We start from the raw sequence: 23,922 nt of genomic DNA on the forward strand, positions 1-23,922 counted from the left end.
AAGCGAAAAGTATTACGCCTCTTTAGGAAAAACTACCGGAACACTTAAAGAAGCGGCCAGACCAGCCCCTCCTCACCCAGCACTGTAGGAAATCACCTAAGCAACTTTCTTACAGCGTGAAGCCTCAATAAACCACCGCCTGTTTTTAGGTCACCCCAGGTCAATTCAACCCCGTTGACATCTGCCACCCCAACAGCAACTCTTGGCGCAAGCTTGGTCTTCAGCCTCGCTGGCTTCAGCCACAGGACTTGAATTGCTACCCGAGAAGAAATGAAAACAATAAGAACCTACAACTATGAAATACTAAACTTTGAATTACCTCCACACCAAAAACTTCAAACACCGAACGCCCCCACTCAGCGAGCCAAGAACACCAAACTCGTACTGATGCTATGCACTCAGCTCATTGGCTATACGGCCATCAACACTCCCATTGAAAACAATGAAGAACGCCTCCCGAACCACACTCGCTACTGGATCGTCGCCGCGCCTTCTTGGCGGGTAAATCAACTCCCACAAGCCCGCCGTTGTAGGTAATACAACGCAGACCTGTAGAAGGTGATCTCCCCGCTAAGAGGCCGCTACGGGTCAATCCGTGCCGGTCACAACCCCTCCAGCTCCGCCATCAGATCACTCAACCTATCCACCTTGCCTTCATCCAGCGCACTGCCCTGAAGCCCACGCACATATTCAGCCAGCTCCTCGACCGTACTGCACTCGAACATCGCCCGCAGCGGCACGTTCAACCGCAGCTGCTTCTGCACCCGCGAGGCAATCTGCGTAGCCAGAAGCGAATGCCCGCCCAGTTCGAAGAAGTTGTCGTGCATCCCTACCCGCTCGGCCTTGAGCACGTCGGCCCAGATACCGGCGAGCACCTCTTCCAGTTCGTCGCGTGGCGCCACGTAGGCCTGGCCATGCTGGCCGCCGATGTCGATGGCCGGCAACGCCTTGCGGTCGAGCTTGCCGTTGGCGTTGTGCGGCAGGCTATCGAACCAGCTCCAGTGCAGCGGCACCATGTATTCCGGCAAGTCGGCACGCAGGCGTTGCTTGACCTGCTCCAGCAGCGTGGCATCGGCGCTGACGCCCTGGTGCGCCACCAGGTATCCGACCAGGTGCTTGCCGTTGACACCGTCCTGCACACCCACGGCGGCGTCGCGGATTTCGGCCTGCTCGTGCAGGCGGGCTTCGATTTCACCCAGTTCGATCCGGTAACCGCGGATCTTCACCTGGTGGTCGATACGTCCGACGTATTCGAGCACGCCATCGGGGCGCTGCCGCGCCAGGTCACCCGTGCGGTACAGGCGCTCGCCCGGCGCACCGTGCGGGTGCGGGATGAAGGCCAGGGCGGTGCGCACCGGGTCGCCGACATAGCCACGGCCCACGCCGGTACCGGCAACGCACAGCTCGCCCACCGCGCCCAACGGCACCAGGGTTTGATCCTCGCCGTACAGGTACAGGCGGTTGTTGTCGGTTGGCGTACCGATCGGCAGGTAGCTGCCGCGCGTCGACGCCAGGTCGACGCGGAAGAACGCCACGTCATCGGAGCACTCGGCCGGGCCGTAGGCATTGACCAGGCCGATGTCTGGATAGCGCTGCAGCCATTGCGCGGCCAGCTCAGGCGGCATGGCTTCGCCGGTCGGCAACATCCAGCGCAGGCCGTCCAGCGCCTGGTGATCGTTGGCCAGCATGCCCTGGATCAGCGAGGGTACGCTTTCCAGCACGGTAATGCCGGTGGCCTGCACATGGGCCAGCAGGCCTTGCGGGTCGTGGGCGATGGCGTTCGGCACGATCTCCACCCTGGCACCGAACAATGGCGCGGCAAGGAATTGCCAGACCGAGATATCGAAGCTTTGCGAGGCGGTCTGGGCAATCACGTCATGCTCGTTCAGCGCCAGGTAAGGGACCTTGCTCAGCTGGTTGTTGAGCATGCCGCGCTGCTCGACCATCACGCCTTTGGGCAGGCCTGTGGAGCCTGAGGTGTAGATCACATAGGCCAGGTTGTCCGGCCCGCTGTGAATCCCTGGGTCATGGCTGGCGACGCTGCTCGCCTGTACCTCTTCCCACACCAGCAGGCGTGGCCGTGCCCCACCCGCCAGCTCGTCCAGCAACAGGCGCGCCTGCTCGGCACAGGCCGCGCTGCACACCAGCACCGGCGTGCGGCTAAGCTCGACGATGCGCTGCAGGCGCGCCGACGGCAGGCCGGGGTCCAGCGGCAGGTAACCGGCACCGGCCTTGAAGCTGCCGATGATCATGCCCAGCAGTGGCAGGCCCCGCTCGGCAAGCAGTGCGATCGGCTGATCGATGCCTGCGCCCGCAGCGACCAGCGCATGGCCCAGGCGGTTGGCTGCCAGGTTCAGGCCGGCGTAGTCGTAGCTCGCCTCAAGGCAGCGGGCCACCGTGCGCTCGGGGTGCGCGGCGACCTGTGCCTCGAACTGCGCGACGTAGCTCTGCTCCAGGGCGTAGGCATGTTCGGTACGGTTGCAGTCATCGAGCAGGAAGCGCTGTTCTTCTTCACCCAGCAGCGGCAGTTCGCTGACCTCGCCCTCGAAACCTTGCACCAACGCCAGCAACAGACGCTTGAACTCGGCCAGCAGACGTTCGACGGTCGAATGCTCGAAGTAGCGCTGGTCGAACGACAGGTGCAGGCCAAGGTCATCGCCCGGGTAGCACACCGCCGTCAACGGGAAGTTGGTGTGAGTACGGCCCGAGTCGGAGCTGGCGTTGAGGTGCTGGGCGTGGTCGAGCACGGCGGTTTCCACCGGGGCGTTCTCGAACACGAACAGGCTGTTGAACAGTGGCTGACCTTTGGGCAGTTCGCTGCATTCCTGAATCGTCACCAAAGGCAGGTATTCGTATTCGCGCAGCTCCATGTTGCGCTCCAGCAGGCCTTTCAGCCACTGGCGCACGCTGCAACGCTGGCCCGGTTCGGGCAATTGCACACGCAGGGCGATACTGTTGATGAACAGGCCAACGGTGCGTTGCATCTGCGGCATGCTCACCGGCCGCCCGGCCACGGTCACGCCAAAGGCGACGTCGCGCTCGCCGCTGTAGCGGGCAAGCACCAGGGCCCAGGCCGCCTGGGCGAAGGTGTTGATGGTCAGTTGGTGAGCCTGGGCCAGTTCGCGCAGGCGCACGCCGTCACTCACCGCCAGGCGGGTGTAGCAGTCACCGACCACCATGCCGTCACCGGCATGGTCATTACGCAGCGGGCGGTCGCTTGGGATCGCCGTGGCGCGCTCGAAGCCGGCCAGGTTGGCCTGCCACCAGCCTCGTGCTTCGTCCAGGTCCTGGCGTTGCAGCCAGCCGATGTAGTCGCGGTAGCGTGGCGGCACCGGCAGCTGGGCCTGGCGGCCTTCGCCAAGGGCCTGGTAAAGCTCGAAGAAATCGTTCATCAACAGCGAGCGGCACCAGGCATCGATGAGGATGTGGTGGTTGCTCATCATGAACCAGTAACGCTCATCGTCCACCCGCACCAGGCGCAGGTGGAACGGCGCCTGGCGCAGCAGCTCGAAGCCAGCCTCGCGTTCCTGCTTGTGCAGTGCTTGCAGCCGCTGTTCCTGGGCCGCCTCGTCGAGGCCGCGCCAGTCCTGATAGTCGACAGGCGTGTTACCCGGTTTGTGAATGATCTGCAGCATCGCTTCGCCGGCATTCCAGCTGAACGATGCTCGCAGTGCCTCGTGGCGCGCCACCACCGCCTGCCAGGCCTGGGCGAAACGCTGCGGGTCGAGGGCGCTATTGATGCGGTAACGGTCCTGCATGTAGTAGATGCCGGTACCCGGCTCCAGCAGGGTATGCAGCAGCAGGCCCTCCTGCATTGGGGTCAGCGGGTAGACGTCTTCGATTTCGCCAGCCGGAACCGGCAGCGCGTCGATCTGTTCCTGGGTCAGGTGCGCCAGCGGGAAGTCCGAGGGCGTGAAGCTGCCCGTACCCTCGGCCAGGCAGTGGCCAACCAGTGCCAGCAGTTCGTGGCGATAGGCATCGGCCAGACGCGCAATGGTCTGCTGGTCGAAACGCTCGCGACTATAAGTCCAGCGCAACTGCAAGGCACCGCCATAGACCTGGCCGTCGACGCTCAGCCAGTTCGGCAGCGGCGCGTCGAGGTCGTGGGCCAGGCCGGCAGGGGCATCCAGCGGCTGGAACAGCGCCGCACTGTCGAACTGCTGGTCGAACTGGCCGAGGTAGTTGAAGGTGATGCGAGCTTGCGGCAGCGCGGCCATGCGTTCGCGCCCGGCGTCATCAGCCAGGTAACGCAGCACGCCGAAGCCCTGGCCTTTGTGCGGCACCTCGCGCAGCTGTTCCTTGATGCGTTTGATCGAGGTGGCCCGTGCGCAGTCGTCGTCACCCGCCTGAGGGTTCAGGCGCAGCGGGTAGGCACTGGTGAACCAGCCCACGCTGCGGGTCAGGTCCATGTCTTCGAACAGCCCGTCACGGCCATGGCCTTCGAGCTGCACCAGCACCTCGTCGTCACCGGTCCAGTGGCACAGGGTGCGCGCCAGGGCAGTCAGCAGCAGGTCGTTGACCTGGGTGTGGTACGCCGCGGGGGCCTGCTGCAACAACTGACGGGTCTGCTCCACATCCAGGGCGATGGCCAGGGTATCGGCATGCCGGTGCAGGTTGCCGCCCTGCGGGTGATCACATGGCAGCTCATGGCGCACATGCCCCAGTTGGTCCTGCCACCAGCCGAGCTCGTCGCGCAGCGAATCGCTGCCGGCGTAGCTTGCCAGGCGCGCGGCCCAGTCGGCCATGGCGTGGGTCTTGGCCGCCAGAGGCTGACCACGGTACAGCGCCTGCAGGTCTTCGAGCAGCACGCGCCACGACACCCCATCGACCACCAGGTGGTGGACCGCCAGCAACAGTCGCTGGGCGCCCTGCCCGTCACTGACCAGCAAGGCCCGCAGCAATGGCCCGTGTTCCAGGTCCAGGCTGCGTTGTACGTCGGTGTAAAGCGCCTGGCAGTCGTTGAAATCGGCCACCGTGGCAGTCCATAGCAACTGCTCGCCAGGCGATACGGCGTATTCGCCCTGCCAGCGGCCATCTGCCTGGGTGAAGCGCAGACGCAGGCTGTCGTGGTGCGCCAGCAATGCAGCCAGGGCCCGCTCCAGCAGGGCACTGTCCAACGGCACCCGCGCCTGGAGCAACACCGCCTGGTTCCAGTGGTGCGGTTGGGCCACCTCACTGTCGAAGAACCACTGCTGGATCGGCGTCAGGCCGCTGTGACCCTGGCGTTGGCCCTGTTCGATGATGTTCGCTATCTCGCTGCGGCCAACCACGGCGGCCAGGGTCTGGATGGTCTGGTGCTGGAACAGGTCGCGGGGAGTGAACTGCAGGCCCAGCTGACGCGCCCGGCTGACCACTTGAATGGACAGAATCGAGTCGCCGCCGAGTTCGAAGAAGTTGTCCTGTACACCCACGCGGGAGACGTTGAGCACTTCGCACCAGATCTGCGCCAGTTGTTCCTCCAGCTCGTTGGCCGGCGCCTGATAGTGCTGGCGCGCCTGCTCCAGGTCGGGCATCGGCAGGGCGCGGCGGTCGAGCTTGCCGTTGCCCATCAACGGCAGGCTGGCGAGCAGCACCAGGTGCGCCGGTACCATGTAATCCGGCAGATGCTGGCGGGCGTCGGCCTTGACCGCTTCGCGCAGCTGGGCCTGGGCCTCGCTGTCGGCACTGGCCTGCTTGCACACCAGGTAGCCCACCAGTTGCTTGCCACCGGGCAGGTCGAGCGCGAGGACCACAGCCTCGTCGACATCGGCATGCGCCTGCAAGCGGCTTTCGATTTCGCCGAGCTCGATGCGGAAGCCGCGAATTTTCACCTGCTGGTCGGCACGGCCGATGTACTCCACCAGACCGTCGGCGCGCAGGCGAACCAGGTCACCCGTGCGGTACAGGCGCCCACCGTCAGGGCTGAACGGGTCGGCGACGAAGCGCTCGGCACTGAGGCCCGGACGATCGTGGTAACCCTGGGCCAGGCCGGCACCACCGACGTACAGCTCACCGATGCCGCCCTGTGGCAGCAGTGCCAGGTCCTCGTCGAGGATGTAGGCGCTGCGGGCGCCGATCACCCGGCCGATGGGCACGCTGCCAGCGTCGGCGGGCAGTGTGTCGGGGGCCGCGCAGGCCAGCGGCATGACCACGGTTTCGGTCGGGCCGTAGGCGTTGATGAACTGCTGCGGGGCGAAGGCCTGGCGGATGCGCGCCAGGTGCTCGCCAGTCAGCGCTTCGCCGCCGGTGATCACCAGGCGCACCGGCAGTGGCTCGCCCTGCGAGGCGAGGTATTGGGCCAACTGGCTGCCGTAGCTTGGGGTGAAGCCAAGGACACTGACCTGCTGCTCACGCACCAGCTGGCAGATCTCTTCGGCGCCCCATTGGCCCTGGGCACGCAGCACCACGCGCGCGCCGCACAGCAATGGCACCAAGAGGCGTTCGCTGGCCGCGTCGAAGTTGATCGAGTAGAAGTGCAGCTCGCAGTCGTCGCTGCGCATGCCGAACGCGCTGATCACCGCCTGGCAATGCATGGCGATTTCACCGTGGCTGACCACCACGCCCTTGGGCTTGCCGGTGGAGCCGGAGGTGTAGATCAGGTAGGCCGGGTGTTGCGGCAGGTTGAGGTTGTCCAGCGGCGCATCGCTGTAGGCGCACAGGCTTGCGGCATCGTCCTCCAGGCTCCAGCTGGCCACCCCGCCTGGCAACTCGCCCAGGCTTTGGAGCAGCGCGCGCTGGCTCAGCAGCAGGCCGATGCGGCTGTCCTCGATCATGTACCGCAGGCGGTCGAGCGGGTACTCCGGATCGAGCGGCACATAGGCGCCACCGGCCTTGAGGATGGCCAACAGGCCAACGACCATTTCCAGCGAACGCTCCAGGGCCAGGCCCACGCGCACCTGCGGGCCGACGCCACGCTCGCGCAGGGCACGGGCCAGGCGGTTGGCCTGCTGGTCGAGTTCGGCATAGCTCAGGTGCTGGCCGGCGAAGGTCAGCGCGCCGGCCTGCGGGGTGCGCGCGGCCTGGGCGGCGAACAGGCCGTGCAGGGTCTGGTCGAGGGCATAGTGATGTTCGCCTTGCAGCTGACCGATCATCGCCTGCCGCTCGGCGTCGGCCAGCATCGGCAGTTCGCAAAGGCGCTGCTCGGGGTCGTCGAGCAGGCCAGTCAGCAGTTGCTGCCAGTGCTCGGCCATGCGCGCGATGCGCGGCTCGTCGAACAGGTCGCGGCTGTAGGTCAGGCAGCAACCCAGGCGGCCGTCGAGGTCGGTGACTTCCAGATACAGGTCGAACTTGGTGGCGCTGGCGTCGTTGACCAGATAATCCACCTGCATGCCGGCCAGCTCGCGGCTTTGCTGGAAGGCCCAGCGCTGCACGTTGCACATCACCTGGAACAGCGGGTTGTAGGCACTGCTGCGCGGTGGCTGCAGGGCTTCGACCAACTGGTCGAATGGCAGGTCCTGGTGCGACTGGCCTTCGATGGCGGCCTGGCGCACCTGGTCGAGCAAGGCGGCTACGCTCATCTGCCCGTCCACCTCGCAGCGCAGCACTTGGGTGTTGAGGAAGGCGCCGATCAGCCCTTCGCTTTCGGGGCGGATGCGGTTGGCCACGGGCGCGCCGATGCGCAGGTCACGCTGGCCGCTGTAGCGGTGCAGCAAGGCGGCCAGGGTGGCGGTCATGGTCATGAACAGGGTCAAGCCGCGCTGGCTGTTGAAGGCATGCACGCGGGCCACCAGGGCCGGGTCCAGATCGAAGCGGTACAGCTCGCCACGGTGGCTTTGCACAGCCGGGCGTGGCCGGTCTGCCGGCAGGGCCAGCACCGGGTGCTCATCGCCCAGGCGGGCTTTCCAGTAGGCCAGTTGACGCGCCCCTTCGCCGCTTTCCAGCCACTGCCGCTGCCACACGCTGTAGTCCAGGTACTGCACTGGCAACGGCGTCAGCGGCGACTCGCGCTCATCGACGAACGCTTCGTACAGCTCGCCCAGTTCGCGGGCGAAGATGTCCATGGCCCAACCTTCGGTGACGATGTGGTGCAGCGTGAGCACGAAATAGTGCTCGCGCTCCGCGGCCTTGACCAGGCAGGCGCGCAGCAGTGGGCCACGCTCCAGGTCGAACGGCTGGTGCGCCTGGGCCTCGGCCAATTGCTCCAGGCGCTGCTCGCGCAGGGCTGCTGGCAAACTGCTGAAATCCTGCCAGTCCAGGTGCACGGCGCTGTCAGCGGCCACGCACTGGTACGGCACACCGTCGATGGCGGGGAACGTGGTGCGGAGGGTTTCGTGGCGCACGATCAACGCCTGCAGTGCACGCTCGAAGGCATCCACATGCAACGTGCCGCGCAGGCGCGCCATGCCGCCAACGTTGTAGGCCGGGCTGTCCGGCTCCATTTGCCAGAGGAACCACATGCGCTGTTGCGAGTACGACAGCGGCACGGCCTGGCGGCGGTCGACGCGGGTGATCTCGCCTTGCAGGTTGCGTTCACCGGCATCGCGGATACGGGCGATCTCGGCGCAGAAGGTGCCCAGTTCGCTGGCCTCGAACAACACTTTCAGCGGCAGCTCGACGTCGCACGCCTGCCGGGTGCGCGAGACGATCTGGGTGGCCAGCAACGAGTGGCCACCGAGGGCGAAGAAGTCGTCGTGCAGGCCGATGCGCGGCAGGTTGAGCACTTCACGCCAGATCGCCGCGACCTCCTGTTCGAGCGCCGTTTGCGGTTCGACATGTTCACGCTGCTGCCAGGCCGGTGCCGGCAGGGCCTTGCGGTCGACTTTGCCGCTGGGGCCCAGCGGCATGTGTTCAAGCGCGATCAACTGCGCCGGCACCATGTAGGCCGGCAGGCGTTCGGCCAGGTTGGCCAGCAGCGTTTCAGCCTGGGCCGAGCCGCTGTAGTAGCCGACCAGTTGCGCCCCGACAGCGTCCTGGTGAATCAGCACCAGCGCCTGTTCGACACCCGGCTGGCTGAGCAGGCAGGCCTGAACTTCTTCCGGTTCGACACGAAAACCCCGCACCTTCACTTGCTGATCCAGACGGCCGAGGTACTCCAGGGCTTGTGCCTGCCAGCGGGCACGGTCGCCACTGCGGTACAGGCGCTCACCGTTGCCATCGGCCTGGGGTACGAAGCGCTCGGCGGTCAGGCCTGGGCGGCCCAGGTAGCCGCGGGCCAGGCCCGCGCCACCGAGGTACAACTCACCCGGTACGCCTGGCGCAGCCAGCTGCAGGTCGGCATCCAGCACGCGGCAGATCACGTTGCCCAGCGGGCGACCGATGGGCGAACGCTGGCCGTCCTCGGCCTGGCAGTGCCAGTGGGTGACGTTGATGGCGGTTTCGGTCGGGCCGTAGCGGTTGTGCAGCTGCACCTGCGGCAGCAGTTGCAGCACGCGGTCACGCAGGTTGGCCGGCAGCGCTTCGCCACCAGAGTACAACCGGCGCAGGCTGGTGCAGCCTGCGGCCAGCGGCTCTTGCACGAACACCTGCAACAGCGGCGGCACAAAGTGCAGCGTGGTGACCTGATGCGCCTGCACCAGTGCGGCGATACGTTGCGGGTCGCGGTGTTCACCGGGGCCTGCGAGCACCAGTTTGCAGCCGGTGATCAGCGGCCAGAAGCATTCCCACACCGACACATCGAAGCTTATCGGCGCCTTCTGCATCAGCACGTCGCTGTCATCCAGCGCGTAGGTGGCCTGCATCCACTGCAGGCGCTCGGCCAGGGCCGCGTGGGTATTGCCCACGCCTTTGGGCTGGCCAGTGGAGCCGGAGGTATAAATCACGTAGGCGAGGTTGTCGCCGTGCAGGTGCAGGCCCGGCGCTTGGCTGGGCCAGCTGTCCAGGTGCAGCTGGTCGAGGGCGATGGCGCTGACGCCGTCGACCTGCGGCAAGCTGGCGAGCATGGCGCTGTTGCTCAACAACAGGCTGGCCTGGCAATCGCGCAGCATGTAAGCCAGGCGCTCGGCGGGGTAGTCGACGTCCAGCGGCACATAGGCGCCACCCGCCTTGAGGATGGCCAGCAGGCCAACCAGCAGTTGCGGCGAGCGCTCGACGGCGATGGCCACGCAGGTGTCGGGGCCAACGCCCTTGTCGCGCAGGTAATGGGCCAGGCGGTTGGCCTGCTGATGCAGTTCGGCGTAGTCAAGGCTGCCGCCTTGCCAGGCCAGCGCAGTGCGCTCGGGGGTCAGGCGCGCTTGTTCGTTGAGCTGTTCGACCACCAGACGCTGCGGTACCGGCGCCGGAGCCTGGCCCCAGGCCAACAGTTGCTGACGGCTTTGCTCGTCCAGCAGGTCGACGTCGCCCACGGCCAGCTGCGGTTGTGCGCACACCTGTTCGAGCAGCGCCAGCAGGTGCTGGGACAGGCGCTTCACAGTGCCCTCGGCAAACAGCTCGGCGGCATAGTCGAAGGCCAGGCTCAGGCGGCCCTGGTGGTCTTCCTCGCTGTGCAGCTGCAGGTCGAACTTGGCTTCGCGGCTGTGCCATGGCAACTCTTCTGCCAGCAGGCCCGGCAGGCGGCGCAAGGCCGAGAGGTCGCGCTGCTGGTGGTTGAACATCACCTGGAACAGGCCTTGTTCACGGGCCTCGGGCAGCGCTTCGAGCAGTTGCTCGAACGGCAGGTCCTGGTGGGCCTGGGCATCGAGGGTGGCTTGGCGCACCTGGGCCAGCAGTGCGCTGAATGGCAGGCGGCCATCGAGTTGCGCACGCAGTACCTGGGTGTTGATGAAGAAGCCGACGATGCCCTGGGTTTCCTGGCGAGGGCGGTTGGCGTTCGGCACGCCGACGCGGATTTCCGCCTGGCCGGTGTAGCGGTGCAGCAGGCCTTGCCAGGCGGCCAGCAAGACCATGAACAGGCTGGCTTGCTGTTCGCGGGCCAGGCCTTTGAGGGCGTCGCTGAGCGTAGCCGGTACCTTGAGGCTCAAGCGTGCGGCACGGCGAGTCTGCTGCGTGGAACGCGGCTGGTCGGGGTGCAGGTCGAGCACCGGCAGCGTACCGCCCAGGTGTGCCTTCCAGTAGTCCAGTTGACGGGCGCTTTCGCCGTCGGCCAGCCATTGGCGCTGCCAGCTGCCGTAGTCGGCGTAACCCAGCGGCAGCGGCGCCAGCGCGGCTTCCAGGCCCTGGCAGCGGGCCGCATACAGTTTGGCGAACTCGTCGAGCAGGATATTCAGCGACCAGCCATCGGCGACGATGTGGTGCAAAGTCACCCACAGTTGATGATCTTCATCGCCCAGCTGCGCCAGGGTCACACGCAGCAGTGGCCCTTGGGTCAGATCGAACGGTTGCTGGGCTTCGGCTTCGCGGCGCTCGGCCACTTCGCTGGCCGTCAGCCCTTGCAGGTCCAGGCGCTGCAGATTGAAAGGCTGCTCGGGCAGGATGTGCTGCAGGGCCTGGCCATCTGCTTCGCTGAACACGGTGCGCAGTGCTTCGTGGCGCTGCACCAGCGCCTGGAACGCGCCTTCCAGCGCGGCCTGGTGCAGCTCGCCGCGCAGGTGCAGGCCGGCGGGAATGTTGTAGGCCGCCGAGTGCGGCTCCAGTTGCCACAGCAACCACAGGCGGTTTTGCGCCAGCGACTGCGCCAGGGCCTGGCCACGCTCGAGGGCCGCGACAGCTGCCGCGCCACCACCGCCCTGGGCGATGATCGCCGCCACAGCGGCGCTGTAGTCGGCCAGGGTCGGCGCTTCGAACAAGGTGCGCAGGTTCAGCGAGATACCCAGCTCATCGGCCAGGCGCGCGGTGACCTGGGTGGCGGCAATGGAGTTACCGCCCAGCAGCAGGAAATGGTCGTCGGCGGCGACCGCTTCGGCGTTGAGAATCTCGCGCCAGACGCCGGCGATGCGGGCCTGCAGGCCATCACCGGCTGCAGCGGTCTCGGCCGCTTCGGTAGCGCTCGGGAAACGCGCGTAGCAATCCAGGCTGCCGTCATTCATGCGCAGGCGGCACGCCGAACGTTGCAGCTTGCCGCTGGAGGTCTTCGGCAGCGCGCCCGGGTTGAGCAACAGGACCACCGCCGGCGCCTGGCGGCAGGCATCGGCGATGACCTGACGCAAGGTTTTGATCAGCGCCTCGGGCGTGACTGCCTTCTGCACGTTGCGGCTGACTTCCACCGCCACGCCGATGCCCTCCTCGCCCTGATCGTCGACGGCGAACACCGCGACGCGGCCCTTGCGCAGCAGCTCGACTTCGCGCTCCAGGGTTTTTTCCAGGTCCTGCGGGTACAGGTTCTGGCCGCGCACGATGAGCATGTCCTTCAGGCGCCCAGTGACGAACACTTCGCCGTCGCGCATGAAGCCCAGGTCGCCAGTACGCAACCAGGTCTGGCCGTCCATGGCGACGAAGGTGCGGGCGCTGGCCTCGGGATTGCGCCAGTAGCCCAGGGCGATGCTTGGGCCACCGGCCCAGATCTCGCCCACCCGGTTGTCATCCAGCACTTGCAGGCGCTGCGGCTCGACGATACGCACCGCATGGCCGGGTTGCGGGTAGCCGCAGCTCATCAGCACGCTGCCCTTGCCGGGTTCGGCGCGGTTGGCGGCGAACGCTTCGGCGTCGAGCTCCAGCGCACCGATGCCCTGGCCACGGCGGCTGCCGCTGACGAACAGGGTGGCTTCGGCCAGGCCATAGCTGGCGAAGAAGCTGCTGGGCGTGAAACCACAGGGGGCGAATTTTTCGGCGAAGGTCTCCAGGCTGTCCTGGCGGATGGGCTCGGAGCCGGAATAGGCCACACGCCAGCGGCTCAAGTCCAGGCCGGCCAGGGCCGCCTCACTGACCCGTTCGCTGCACAGGCGGTAGGCAAAGTCCGGCCCGCCGCTGATGGTCCCGCCGTATTCGCTGATCGCCTGCAACCAACGTTGCGGTCGTGCGAGGAAATAACCTGGCGACATCAGCACGCAGGGCACACCGCTGAAAATCGGCTGCAGCAGCCCGCCGATCAGGCCCATGTCGTGGTACAGCGGCAACCAGCTGACGATCACATCGTCGGGGTTGAGGTCGATGCCGAAGCCGTGGCGGATCAATTGCTCGTTGGCCACCAGGTTGCCGTGGCTGACCTGCACGCCCTTGGGCAGCGCGGTGGAACCGGAGGTGTACTGGAGAAAGGCGATGTCGTCGCCAGCCAGCGCAGGTTCGCGCCAGGCACTCGCCAACGCTGGGTCCAGGCCATCCACCGCCAGCAGTTCGGGGGCGTTGTCGGCGGCCAGGGCTGGCAGGCCCTGCAAACCGTCATGCAGCGCTGCCACAGTCAGCAGCAGGCGCGGCTCGGCATCGTCGATGATCGACAGCAGGCGCTCCTGATGATGCTGGCGCGAAGACTCCGGCGGATAGGCCGGCACGGCAATCACGCCGGCATACAGGCAGCCAAAGAACGCCGCCACGTAATCGGGGCCGCTGGGGAACAGCAACACGGCACGGTCACCGAACGCAGCGCGGCTCTGCAAGGCGGCGGCGATGGTGCGCGCGCGCAGGTCCAGATCGCGATAGCTGAGCACGGCCTGCTCGCCTGGAGCATCGGCCAAGAAGCGCAAGGCGATGCGGTCCGGGGTCTGTGCGGCGCGTTGCGCCAGGGCCTGGACCAGCGAGAGCGGGAGTTCGAAGGCGTCCGTCATGGGGTGTTCCTGCCAGTGTCTGGGTAAGTCGGGCCGGTTGCCCGCGCAAGGTCGGCGGGCAGCGTTCGGCGGCCGGATGTACAGAGGGGAACGGACGGGCGAGGGAAGAAATTACCGGGATGAGGCGGCTTTGTACGCAGCGAAAGGTGAACCGCGTCACGCTCGCCGGCTTAGAACTGAAACTAATAGATACTCATTAACTTTCGTATTTGACAATCATTATCATTATGCATAGTTTGTCGCACGTCGTAGGAAGCTTCCCTGTGCGGGGTGCTCCTATTCCTCTCTGTGACAAGGTGATTTCCATGGCGGAACAACTATCCACAAGTAAGTGCGATTCACCATTACTCCAGGCATTCGTCGCCAATCGCAGCATCCTGGTCAAGATCGCGGCGCGCATCACCGGCTGCCGCTCACGCGCCGAAGACGTGGTGCAGGACGCGTTCTTCCGGCTCGGCGCCGCCCCGCAGATCACCTCGTCGTTCAAGGCGCAGCTGAGCTACCTGTTCCAGATCGTGCGCAACCTGGCCATCGACCATTACCGCAAACAGGCGATGGAGCTGAAGTATTCGGGCAGCGAGGAGGAAGGCTTGAACGTGGTCATCCAGAACGCGTCGCCCGAGGCGACGCACATCAACCTGGCGGCCCTCGAGCACATTGCCGAGGCGCTGAACGAGCTGCCCCAGCGCACCCGTTACGCTTTCGAGATGTACCGTTTGCACGGTGTGCCGCAAAAAGACATCGCCAAGGAGCTGGGCGTGTCGCCGACGCTGGTCAACTTCATGATCCGTGATGCGCTGGTGCACTGCCGCAAGACCGCCAGCCGCCAGGCCTGACCCAGCGGCAAGCTGCAAGCTGCAAGCTACAAGCTGCAAGCTGCAAGCTGCAAGATGGATCAGCGCCGACCCGCTTTTCTCTTGCAGCTTGAAGCTTGCAGCTTGCCGCTCCAGCCCCTAAGCGAGGCTGCAGCGGTCGAAGAACCGCTCCCGACCCAGGATCATCAACGCTGCACGTTTGTGCGGGAAGTCGAATTCCTTGTCGCAGTGGAAGCACTGGTCCTGCATGTAGCCGATCATCTTGCCGTTGTCGGCACGGGGCTCGGCCACCACCCGCTGAGTGCGCGGGTCATCCAGAAACAGGTAGTGCACCAGCGCCGACAGCCAACTGGCGACCTTGTGCGGCCCCCGATGCGCCTGCTCACCCACCAGCATATGGATGCCACGGTCGTAGTCGTCGGCCTGGTAGAACGGCGCGATGCGGTCTTCCTTGGCCCAATAAGCCTCGAAGTAGGCAAATGGCTGATCATCGAAGCAGCCGATCAAGGTCACGGTGTGCGGGTCGGCTTGCAGCTTGGCCAGGTACTCCCGATGCTGCTCCAGCGACCCGCCCTCCTGCCAGAACTGCTCCACACGCGGATCGTTCTGCCAACGATTGAAGCGCTCCAGGTCCTGGTCGATCTCCAGGGTACGCAGCGACACCCAGCTGCCCAGGCGCGCATCGAAGCGCCGATACACCTCGCCACGGGGCTTGGGTGCCCGGCGCGGGTGGCGCTTGCCATCGCTGAGCTGCATCTGTTGCGGGTATGCGCCCTTGACCGGCTGCGCCAGCCAGGGCTGTGGCAACTGCCAGAACATGGAGCGCTCGCACAGATACACGCCTGGCTGTTGCGTGCTGAGCAACAGGCCACTGGCGAGGGCCTCAGGGACAGCCTGCGGCAGGTGCCAGGCAAGGCGCTGGCAGGCTGGGTCACGCGACAACAACCAATAACAGGCGGCCCACAGGGCCTGCTCCGGGCGCTCGGGGCACAGGCGTTCAACATGCACCGCCAGGGTAGCGGCTGGCGCCAGGCGCATCTGGATCAGCGGGCGGCCCTCCAGGGTCAGGCTCAGGCACAGGTCGCCCTCTTCAGCGCTGAGGCTACGCCAGCGGGGCTGTGACAAGGGCTGCGAAGCGGCATCGAAAGGCATGGTCAGGGCTCACAGAAATGAATTGAAGGCTCGCTTCTGAAAACGTCATTGCAATCGGGGAATTTAGTCGTGGGGGGCTTGGACGGTGATCTGGTAAGGCTGGAAGATGCGGGTCAGCTCGCCGGTATCACGCAGGCGGCGTAGCAACGCGGCCAACTGCGCGTCGCTGATCGGCGCACCGGGGCGCAGCAGCGCATAGTGATGGTAGACCTGATCGATGCGCGTGGAGGCGATCAGCTGGCCCCGGCTGGCCGGGTTGCGCGCCAGGAAATCACTGAGGTACGAGCGCGTCACCAGCGCGATGTCGGCGCGGCCAGCCTGCACCATCAGCAGGTTGCTGTCGTGCGAATAGGTCAACGTGGCGTTGTAGGCCTTGCGCAGGTAGTTGGGGTCCGGGTTGAAACGGGCGAATGCATAGTGGTAACCGTTGAACAGCGCCAGGCGCTTGCCGGCAAGGTCATCGAAATAGCGTTGGTCACGGCCATCGACCTGCTTGGCCACGAACACCTCGGCATCTTCCAGGCCCATGTCCACCGCCTGATGGGGTATTCGCTGCCAGCCCCACTGCGGGTTCTCGAAGATGGCCATGTCGGTGCGGCCTTGCTGGAAATCGCCAAAGCGCCGCTGGATCGATGTGGGCACCAGCACGAAGCGATAGTCTTGCTGCAGGCGGTTCAACGCGTCGACCAGTTGCGGCAGCAAGCCGGTGTCCGCGCCCTGCTCGGGGCGCACCGTATAAGGCGGAAAATGCGCGGCACCGATCTTCACCTTGATGGCGTCGGCTGCCCAGACCGGTGCCGCCAGCCATACAGCGGCCAGCATCAACAGGGTGGTCAAAGCCTTCAGGCCGGGCGCTGGAGTCAAGACGGACACTCATAACGGTTCATACCTGGATGCGCCTAAGCTAGGCGTTTTCCTGGCAAGGCACAACTGCTGGTTATGCCAAAGTGAGGGCATTTTGCCAGGGGATGCCGTGACGCCGGACATTGGCTACGCTGCTCTGGCATGTATGGCGAGGGAGCCTGGTATGGGCCACTGGTTGGTAATCGACCTGGAAGCCACCACCGACGACGGTGGCTGGCCGGTGACGGAGATGGAAATCATTGAAATCGGCGCCAGCCTGGTGACCCGTGAAGGCCGCGAAGTGGACCACTTCCAGCGCTTCGTGCGGCCCAGGCGGCGGCCGCAACTGACGCCGTTCTGCCGAGAACTGACTCATATCAGCCAGGCCAGCGTGGACAGCGCGGCGCCATTTCCCGAGGTATGGGCGCGTTTCGAACGCTGGCTGGGGCACCACCGTGGGCAATTGCAGGCCTGGGTCAGCTGGGGTGATTACGATCGCCAGCAATTGCTTCAGGAATGGCAGCAACATGAACTCGACAGCCTGTTGCACAACCTGCCGCATATCAACCTCAAGCAGCGCTTCGCCAAGGCTCGTCACCTGCAGCGCCCGATGGGCCTGAACGGTGCCCTGCAACTGGCCGGCATGCACTTTTGCGGGCAGCAGCACCGGGCGCTGGAGGATGCCCGCAATACGGCGCGGCTATTGCCCTTGAGCCTGCCGGGCTTTTGAGCGCAGCCCCCTGAAAGCAGATGACGAGGCGGATGGGCTTGGGCATACTGGCCAGCCCTTTTTCATCCCTCTTTTTCAGGAGTCGCCCCATGTTCAAGGTCAACGAGTACTTCGATGGTACCGTCAAGTCGATCGCCTTCGAAGGCACTGAAGGCCCGGCCACCGTCGGTGTCATGGCACCGGGCGAATACGAATTCGGCACCGCCAAGCGCGAAATCATGCACGTGGTTTCCGGTGCGCTGACCGTCAAGCTGCCGGGCAGCGACAACTGGGAAACCTTCAACGCTGGCGACAAGTTCAATGTGGCCGCCGACAGCAAGTTCCAGCTCAAGGTGGCGGTAGACACTGCCTACCTGTGCGAGTACCGCGACTAAGCGCTGCCTGCACCGGCCTCATCGCCGGCAAGCCGGCTCCCACAGGTACCGCGCTGCTCTCAAGCCCAGCGCAAACCTAGTGGGAGCCGGCTTGCCGGCGATGATGGCAACGCTATCGCAACAGAAATCCCGCAACCTGCTCAGCCGCCGCCTGCAAATGCTGCTCATGGCTGAAACCCGAGGCTTTCAGCGGCTTCAGGTCATGGTCGCCTGCCACCAGCCAGCTGACCTCGATCGACGGTGACAGCGCATACCCCTGCACCGCCTCACGATTACCCAGCGCATCCCGCTCGCCCTGCACGATCAACGTCGGCGTCTGCAAGCTTGCCAAATGCTCGACCCTCGGTTTTTCCGGTTTGCCCATGGCATAGAACGGATAACCCAGGCACACCAGCGCGTCAGCACCCAACTCGTCAGCCAGCAGGCTGGCCATGCGCCCGCCCATTGACTTGCCGCCAATCGCCAGCTTGCCCGTGACCAAAGGTCGCACCTGCCGGTACACCTCGCGCCAGCATTCGAGCAGCACCTTCTGTGGATTGGGTGGCCGCTTGCCACCCCCTGCCCTGCGCTCGGCCATGTAGGGGAACTCGAAGCGAACCACCCCGACGCCAAGCGCCGCCAGCCTTTGCGCCATTTCGTCCATGAACCCGCTGTCCATTGGCGCGCCAGCGCCATGGGCCAGGATCAGGCACGCCGCCGCACTGCCATCTTGCAGCGTGTGCGGCGGATTGCAGTGCAAGCCTGGGACATTTCCGATCTTCGCCCATTGATCCCCGTCAATACCGGCACGTTGCCCATTAATCATGCTTGCCTCGCTGTAAAGCCTGCCAATAACCGTGGATGGGAACCCATACATGAACACAACCAGCAGTACCGCCTATAACTATAAGGTGGTCCGCCAATTCGCCATCATGACGGTGGTGTGGGGAATCGTCGGGATGGGGCTCGGCGTCTTCATCGCCGCCCAGCTCGCCTGGCCTTCCCTGAATTTCGACCTCCCCTGGACCAGCTTCGGCCGCCTGCGCCCACTGCATACCAATGCGGTGATCTTCGCGTTCGGCGGCTGCGCACTGTTCGCCACCTCCTATTATTCGGTGCAACGCACCTGCCAGACCACCCTGTTCGCACCCGGCCTGGCCGCGTTCACCTTCTGGGGCTGGCAACTGGTCATCCTGCTGGCAGCCATCACCCTGCCGCTGGGTTACACCAGCTCCAAGGAATATGCCGAGCTGGAATGGCCGATCGACATCCTGATCACGATTGTCTGGGTCTGCTACGCCATCGTGTTCTTTGGGACCCTGATCAAGCGCACCACCAAGCATATCTACGTCGGCAACTGGTTCTTCGGCGCCTTCATCCTGACCGTGGCCATGCTGCACATCATCAACAACCTGGAGCTGCCGGTCAGCCTGACCAAGTCGTACTCGGTCTACGCAGGGGCCACCGACGCCATGGTGCAGTGGTGGTACGGCCACAACGCCGTGGGCTTCTTCCTCACTGCAGGCTTCCTGGGGATGATGTACTACTACGTGCCCAAGCAGGCCGAGCGCCCGGTGTATTCCTATCGCCTGTCGATCGTGCACTTCTGGGCGCTGATCACCCTGTACATCTGGGCAGGCCCCCATCACCTGCACTACACCGCGCTGCCCGACTGGGCGCAGTCGCTGGGCATGGTGATGTCGCTGATCCTGCTGGCCCCCAGCTGGGGCGGCATGATCAACGGCATGATGACCCTGTCCGGTGCCTGGCACAAACTGCGCAGCGACCCGATCCTGCGCTTTCTCGTGGTATCCCTGGCGTTCTACGGCATGTCCACCTTCGAAGGCCCGATGATGGCCATCAAGACGGTCAACGCCCTGTCCCACTACACCGACTGGACCATCGGCCACGTGCATGCCGGCGCCCTCGGCTGGGTGGCGATGATCTCGATCGGCGCGCTTTACCACACCATCCCGCAAGTGTTCGGCAAGGCACGCATGTACAGCATCGGCCTGATCAACGCGCACTTCTGGCTGGCCACCATCGGCACCGTGCTGTACATCGCCTCGATGTGGGTCAACGGCATCGCCCAGGGCCTGATGTGGCGCGCGGTCAACAGCGACGGCACGCTCACCTACTCGTTCGTGGAAACCCTGGTGGCCAGCCACCCGGGCTTCATCGTGCGTTTCGTCGGTGGCGCGATCTTCCTCAGTGGCATGTTCCTGATGGCCTGGAACACCTGGCGCACCCTCCGTGCACCGGCCGCCGAGGCCGCCCCTGCCAACGCCCAGCTGGCCTGAGGAGACTTGCCTGATGAAACATGAAGTCATCGAGAAAAACGTTGGCCTGCTGGCCCTGTTGATGGTGTTCGCCGTCAGCATCGGCGGCCTGACCCAGATCGTCCCGCTGTTCTTCCAGGACGTCACCAACAAGCCGGTCGAAGGCATGAAGCCTTACACCGCGCTGCAGCTTGAAGGCCGCGACATCTACATCCGCGAAGGTTGCGTGGGCTGCCACTCACAGATGATCCGCCCGTTCCGCGCCGAGACCGAGCGCTACGGCCACTATTCGGTCGCGGGTGAAAGCGTGTGGGACCACCCGTTCCTGTGGGGCTCCAAACGCACCGGGCCGGACCTGGCCCGGGTCGGTGGGCGCTACTCCGACGACTGGCACCGCGCGCACCTGTACAACCCGCGCAACGTGGTACCGGAGTCGAAGATGCCGTCCTACCCATGGCTGGTCGGCCAGCAGGTCGACAACAGCCACACCGACACCAAGATGCGCACCCTGCGCACGCTGGGGGTGCCGTACACCGACCAGGACATTGCCGGTGCGCGTGATGCGGTCAAAGGCAAGACCGAGATGGACGCCCTGGTCGCCTACCTGCAGGTGCTCGGCACCGCGATCAAGAACAAGAGGTAAGTGCGATGGAAATGGATATCGGCATGATCCGTGGCGTGGGCACCCTGGTGGTGATGATTGCCTTCATCGGCCTGTCGCTGTGGGTTTTCAACCGCCGCCGCGACCATGATTTCGCCGAAGCGCGCCTGCTGCCCTTCGTCGACGACCGCCTGCCCCCTGCCGGGCAGGACACTGGCATGAGGAGTAAGCCCCAATGACTACCTTCTGGAGTACGTACATCTGCGTACTGACCATCGGCAGCCTGATCGGCCTGACCTGGCTGCTGCTGTCGACCCGCAAGGGCCAGAGCAGCAACACCACCGACCAGACCATGGGGCACAGCTTCGACGGCATCGAGGAGTACGACAATCCGCTGCCCAAGTGGTGGTTCTGGTTGTTCGTCGGCACCCTGGTGTTCGCCGTGGGCTACCTGATTCTCTACCCGGGCCTGGGCAACTGGAAGGGCGTTCTGCCCGGCTACGAGAACGGTTGGACCGGCGCGAACGAATGGCAGAAAGAAATGGACAAGGCCGACGCCCGGTTCGGCCCGATCTTCGCCAAGTACGCCGCCATGCCGGTCGAGGAAGTGGCCAAGGACCCGCAGGCCTTGAAGATGGGCGGCCGCCTGTTCGCCTCCAACTGCTCGGTGTGCCACGGCTCGGATGCCAAAGGCGCCTATGGTTTTCCCAACCTGACCGACAACGACTGGCGCTGGGGTGGCGAGCCCGAAACCATCAAGGCGTCGATCATGAATGGACGCCACGGCGTGATGCCGGCCTGGGCTGAGGTGATCGGCGAACAGGGCGTGGCGGATGTAGCCGCCTATGTGCTGACGAACCTCGATGGCCGCAGCCTGCCCGAAGGGGCCAAGGCTGATGTGGCCAGGGGCAAGGAGATTTTCGCCGGCAACTGCGTGGCCTGCCACGGGCCCGAGGGCAATGGCACCCCGGCCATGGGCGCGCCAAACTTGAACCATCCACAGGCGTTCATCTACGGTTCGAGCTTTGCCCAGCTGCAGCAGACCATTCGCTATGGCCGCCAGGGGCAAATGCCCGCCCAGGCGGAAATTCAGGGCAATGACAAGGTGCATCTGCTGGCCGCTTATGTGTACAGCCTTTCACAAGGTGGTATGACTGAAACCGTGACTGCCAAGTAACACCCCGGGGCCGCCAAGCGGCCCCGGCATTCCCCGCCCCGCCCCCGCCTTGCACCCCCTCCGAACAGAACTAAGCTTGTTGGCACAGTTGCCTTCGCTGTCGATCCAGCGCAGCAGACGCGGTGCATCGCCTGACACCGCCCGCAAAAAAAAGCTTGACCGATCGATCAGAAAAAGGCGAAAAACGGTACACATTACAAATATTTATTTGTGTACAATCGCCCAGACCCTACTGCCGTGGGACACCGGCAAAAGGGCCCGGACACGGGTCGGCGCAGGGCTCCTTGCGTTGCCATAACCCTGGCGGTTATCGATACTGGCGCCGATTTTTCAACCAACAAGAACACCAAAACCGTGGAACCTTAGAATGAGCACAGCAATCAGTCCGACTGCTTATAACTATAAGGTCGTCCGCCAGTTCGCCATCATGACGGTGGTCTGGGGGATCCTTGGCATGGGCCTGGGCGTTTTCATCGCCTCGCAGCTGGTGTGGCCGCAACTGAACCTGGACCTGCCCTGGACCAGCTTCGGCCGCCTGCGCCCCTTGCACACCAACCTGGTTATCTTCGCCTTCGGCGGCTGTGCGTTGTTCGGCACCAGCTACTACGTGGTGCAGCGAACCTGCCAGACCCGGCTGATCTCCGACAGTATGGCCGCCTTCACCTTCTGGGGTTGGCAGGCCGTCATCGTCGGCGCGCTGATCACCTTGCCGATGGGCTACACCACCACCAAGGAATACGCCGAGCTCGAGTGGCCACTGGCGATCCTGCTGGCCATCGTCTGGGTCACCTACGGGCTGGTGTTCTTCGGCACCATCGTCAAGCGCAAGACCAAGCACATCTACGTCGGCAACTGGTTCTACGGCGCCTTCATCGTGGTTACCGCGATGCTGCACATCGTCAACCACATCTCGCTGCCGGTGAGCCTGTTCAAGTCGTACTCGGCCTACTCCGGCGCCACCGATGCCATGATCCAGTGGTGGTACGGCCATAACGCCGTGGGCTTCTTCCTCACCACCGGCTTTCTGGGGATGATGTACTACTTCGTGCCCAAGCAGGCCGAGCGGCCGATCTACTCGTATCGCCTGTCGATCGTCCACTTCTGGGCGCTGATCACCCTGTACATCTGGGCAGGCCCGCACCACCTGCACTACACCGCGCTGCCCGACTGGGCGCAATCGCTGGGCATGGTGATGTCGATCATCCTCCTGGCACCGAGCTGGGGCGGCATGATCAACGGCATGATGACCCTGTCCGGCGCCTGGCACAAACTGCGCACCGACCCGATCCTGCGGTTCCTCGTGGTATCCCTGGCGTTCTACGGCATGTCCACCTTCGAAGGCCCGATGATGGCCATCAAGACCGTGAACTCGCTGTCGCACTACACCGACTGGACCATCGGCCACGTACATGCCGGCGCGCTCGGCTGGGTGGCGATGATCTCGATCGGCGCTGTGTACCACATGATCCCGCGCCTGTATGGCCGTGAACAGATGCACAGCGTGGGCCTGATCAACGCGCACTTCTGGCTGGCGACCATCGGCACCGTGCTGTACATCGCCTCGATGTGGGTCAACGGCATCACCCAAGGCCTGATGTGGCGCGCCATCAACGATGACGGCACGCTGACCTACTCCTTCGTCGAAGCGCTGCAGGCCAGCCACCCGGGCTACATCGTCCGCGCACTGGGCGGTGCGTTCTTCGCCTCCGGCATGCTGCTGATGGCTTACAACGTGCTGCGTACCGTACGCGCCGCCAACCCGGCAGAAGCGGATGAAGCCGCCAAGATCGTCGTTGTGGGAGCCCACTGATGAAGCATGAAGCTGTCGAGAAGAACATCGGCCTGCTGGCCTTCTTCATGGTCATCGCCGTGAGCGTCGGTGGCCTCACCCAGATCGTCCCGCTGTTCTTCCAGGACGTCACCAACAAACCCGTCGAAGGCATGAAGCCGCGCACCGCGCTGGAAGTCGAAGGCCGCGACATCTACATCCGCGAAGGTTGCGTAGGCTGCCACTCGCAGATGATCCGCCCGTTCCGCGCCGAAACCGAGCGCTACGGCCACTACTCGGTGGCCGGTGAAAGCGTGTGGGACCACCCGTTCCTGTGGGGCTCCAAGCGCACTGGCCCGGACCTGGCCCGCGTCGGTGGCCGCTACTCCGATGACTGGCACCGCGCACACCTGTACAACCCGCGCAACGTAGTGCCGGAGTCGAAAATGCCGGCCTACCCGTGGCTGGTGGAGAACACGCTCGACGGCAAGGACACCGCGAAGAAGCTGGAAGTGCTGCGTACCCTTGGCACGCCGTACACCGATGCCGACATCGCCGGTGCCCGCGACGCGGTCAAGGGCAAGACCGAAATGGACGCACTGGTCGCGTACCTGCAGGGTCTTGGCACCATCATCAAAAGCAAACGGTGACGCT

Annotated in this window: 13 protein-coding genes; 9 read left to right on the top strand and 4 right to left on the bottom strand. The window is 64.7% G+C overall.

Annotated elements, in window-relative coordinates; all coding sequences use genetic code 11:
- Positions 1-602: 602 nt before the first annotated feature.
- Positions 603-13,550, bottom strand: a complete 12,948-nt coding sequence (locus tag ACIPZC_RS17480; RefSeq protein WP_400628438.1) for a non-ribosomal peptide synthetase — start codon at positions 13,548-13,550, stop codon at positions 603-605.
- 305 nt (positions 13,551-13,855) lie between these two features.
- On the opposite strand from ACIPZC_RS17480, the gene ACIPZC_RS17485 reads away from it, so the two are divergent.
- Positions 13,856-14,386: an RNA polymerase factor sigma-70 gene (locus ACIPZC_RS17485; RefSeq protein WP_241804486.1), complete on the top strand. Its 531-nt coding sequence runs from the start codon at positions 13,856-13,858 to the stop codon at positions 14,384-14,386.
- 117 nt (positions 14,387-14,503) lie between these two features.
- Here the strand turns inward: ACIPZC_RS17485 and ACIPZC_RS17490 are convergent, their stop codons facing one another.
- Entirely contained in the window at positions 14,504-15,517 is a 1,014-nt protein-coding gene (locus tag ACIPZC_RS17490; protein ID WP_400628440.1) for a GNAT family N-acetyltransferase, read from the bottom strand.
- A gap of 63 nt (positions 15,518-15,580) precedes the next feature.
- On the bottom strand, positions 15,581-16,381 hold the full coding sequence (locus tag ACIPZC_RS17495) for a substrate-binding periplasmic protein (protein WP_400628472.1): 801 nt from the start codon (positions 16,379-16,381) through the stop codon (positions 15,581-15,583).
- A 163-nt stretch (positions 16,382-16,544) separates the two neighbouring features.
- Between ACIPZC_RS17495 and ACIPZC_RS17500 the strand changes: the two genes are divergently transcribed.
- Positions 16,545-17,090 carry an exonuclease domain-containing protein gene (locus tag ACIPZC_RS17500; protein ID WP_400628442.1) on the top strand — a complete coding sequence of 182 codons (546 nt, stop codon included), beginning with the start codon at positions 16,545-16,547 and terminating at the stop codon, positions 17,088-17,090.
- Positions 17,091-17,179: 89 nt separating this feature from the next.
- Positions 17,180-17,464, top strand: coding sequence for a pyrimidine/purine nucleoside phosphorylase (locus tag ACIPZC_RS17505; RefSeq protein WP_012315400.1), 285 nt, complete (start codon positions 17,180-17,182; stop codon positions 17,462-17,464).
- 112 nt (positions 17,465-17,576) lie between these two features.
- Here the strand turns inward: ACIPZC_RS17505 and ACIPZC_RS17510 are convergent, their stop codons facing one another.
- On the bottom strand, positions 17,577-18,269 hold the full coding sequence (locus tag ACIPZC_RS17510; protein WP_400628444.1) for an alpha/beta family hydrolase: 693 nt from the start codon (positions 18,267-18,269) through the stop codon (positions 17,577-17,579).
- A 49-nt stretch (positions 18,270-18,318) separates the two neighbouring features.
- Between ACIPZC_RS17510 and ccoN (ACIPZC_RS17515) the strand changes: the two genes are divergently transcribed.
- The 6 genes from ccoN (ACIPZC_RS17515) (at position 18,319) to ccoO (ACIPZC_RS17540) (ending at position 23,918) form a co-directional block, all read left to right on the top strand.
- Positions 18,319-19,743 (top strand): cytochrome-c oxidase, cbb3-type subunit I, encoded by a 1,425-nt coding sequence (gene ccoN / locus ACIPZC_RS17515; RefSeq protein WP_400628446.1) that lies wholly within the window; start codon positions 18,319-18,321, stop codon positions 19,741-19,743.
- Between the two features lie 13 nt (positions 19,744-19,756).
- Positions 19,757-20,365 (top strand): cytochrome-c oxidase, cbb3-type subunit II, encoded by a 609-nt coding sequence (gene ccoO / locus ACIPZC_RS17520; protein WP_241804492.1) that lies wholly within the window; start codon positions 19,757-19,759, stop codon positions 20,363-20,365.
- 5 nt (positions 20,366-20,370) lie between these two features.
- Positions 20,371-20,562, top strand: coding sequence for a cbb3-type cytochrome oxidase subunit 3 (locus tag ACIPZC_RS17525; protein ID WP_400628448.1), 192 nt, complete (start codon positions 20,371-20,373; stop codon positions 20,560-20,562).
- A complete protein-coding gene (gene ccoP, locus ACIPZC_RS17530; RefSeq protein WP_349976123.1) occupies positions 20,559-21,500 on the top strand; it encodes a cytochrome-c oxidase, cbb3-type subunit III in 942 nt (313 codons plus the stop codon). The genes ACIPZC_RS17525 and ccoP overlap by 4 nt, the downstream gene beginning before the upstream one ends.
- 367 nt (positions 21,501-21,867) lie before the next feature.
- Positions 21,868-23,310, top strand: coding sequence for a cytochrome-c oxidase, cbb3-type subunit I (gene ccoN / locus ACIPZC_RS17535; protein ID WP_241804494.1), 1,443 nt, complete (start codon positions 21,868-21,870; stop codon positions 23,308-23,310).
- Positions 23,310-23,918, top strand: a complete 609-nt coding sequence (gene ccoO / locus ACIPZC_RS17540; RefSeq protein ID WP_012315407.1) for a cytochrome-c oxidase, cbb3-type subunit II — start codon at positions 23,310-23,312, stop codon at positions 23,916-23,918. Before ccoN (ACIPZC_RS17535) ends, ccoO (ACIPZC_RS17540) begins: the two co-directional genes overlap by 1 nt.
- The last annotated feature ends 4 nt before the right edge of the window (positions 23,919-23,922 follow it).

This window comes from Pseudomonas sp. NPDC089743, from assembly GCF_044748785.1.
Classification (GTDB): domain Bacteria; phylum Pseudomonadota; class Gammaproteobacteria; order Pseudomonadales; family Pseudomonadaceae; genus Aquipseudomonas; species Aquipseudomonas putida_X.

Bases quoted from the DNA above. Each gene is read 5' to 3' on its own strand.
- ACIPZC_RS17480 (WP_400628438.1), bottom strand. From the start codon at position 13,550: ATGACGGACGCCTTCGAACTCCCGCTCTCGCTGGTCCAGGCCCTGGCG.
- ACIPZC_RS17485 (WP_241804486.1), top strand. From the start codon at position 13,856: ATGGCGGAACAACTATCCACAAGTAAGTGCGATTCACCATTACTCCAG.
- ACIPZC_RS17490 (WP_400628440.1), bottom strand. From the start codon at position 15,517: ATGCCTTTCGATGCCGCTTCGCAGCCCTTGTCACAGCCCCGCTGGCGT.
- ACIPZC_RS17500 (WP_400628442.1), top strand. From the start codon at position 16,545: ATGGGCCACTGGTTGGTAATCGACCTGGAAGCCACCACCGACGACGGT.
- ACIPZC_RS17505 (WP_012315400.1), top strand. From the start codon at position 17,180: ATGTTCAAGGTCAACGAGTACTTCGATGGTACCGTCAAGTCGATCGCC.
- ACIPZC_RS17510 (WP_400628444.1), bottom strand. From the start codon at position 18,269: ATGATTAATGGGCAACGTGCCGGTATTGACGGGGATCAATGGGCGAAG.
- ccoN (WP_400628446.1), top strand. From the start codon at position 18,319: ATGAACACAACCAGCAGTACCGCCTATAACTATAAGGTGGTCCGCCAA.
- ccoO (WP_241804492.1), top strand. From the start codon at position 19,757: ATGAAACATGAAGTCATCGAGAAAAACGTTGGCCTGCTGGCCCTGTTG.
- ACIPZC_RS17525 (WP_400628448.1), top strand. From the start codon at position 20,371: ATGGAAATGGATATCGGCATGATCCGTGGCGTGGGCACCCTGGTGGTG.
- ccoP (WP_349976123.1), top strand. From the start codon at position 20,559: ATGACTACCTTCTGGAGTACGTACATCTGCGTACTGACCATCGGCAGC.
- ccoN (WP_241804494.1), top strand. From the start codon at position 21,868: ATGAGCACAGCAATCAGTCCGACTGCTTATAACTATAAGGTCGTCCGC.
- ccoO (WP_012315407.1), top strand. From the start codon at position 23,310: ATGAAGCATGAAGCTGTCGAGAAGAACATCGGCCTGCTGGCCTTCTTC.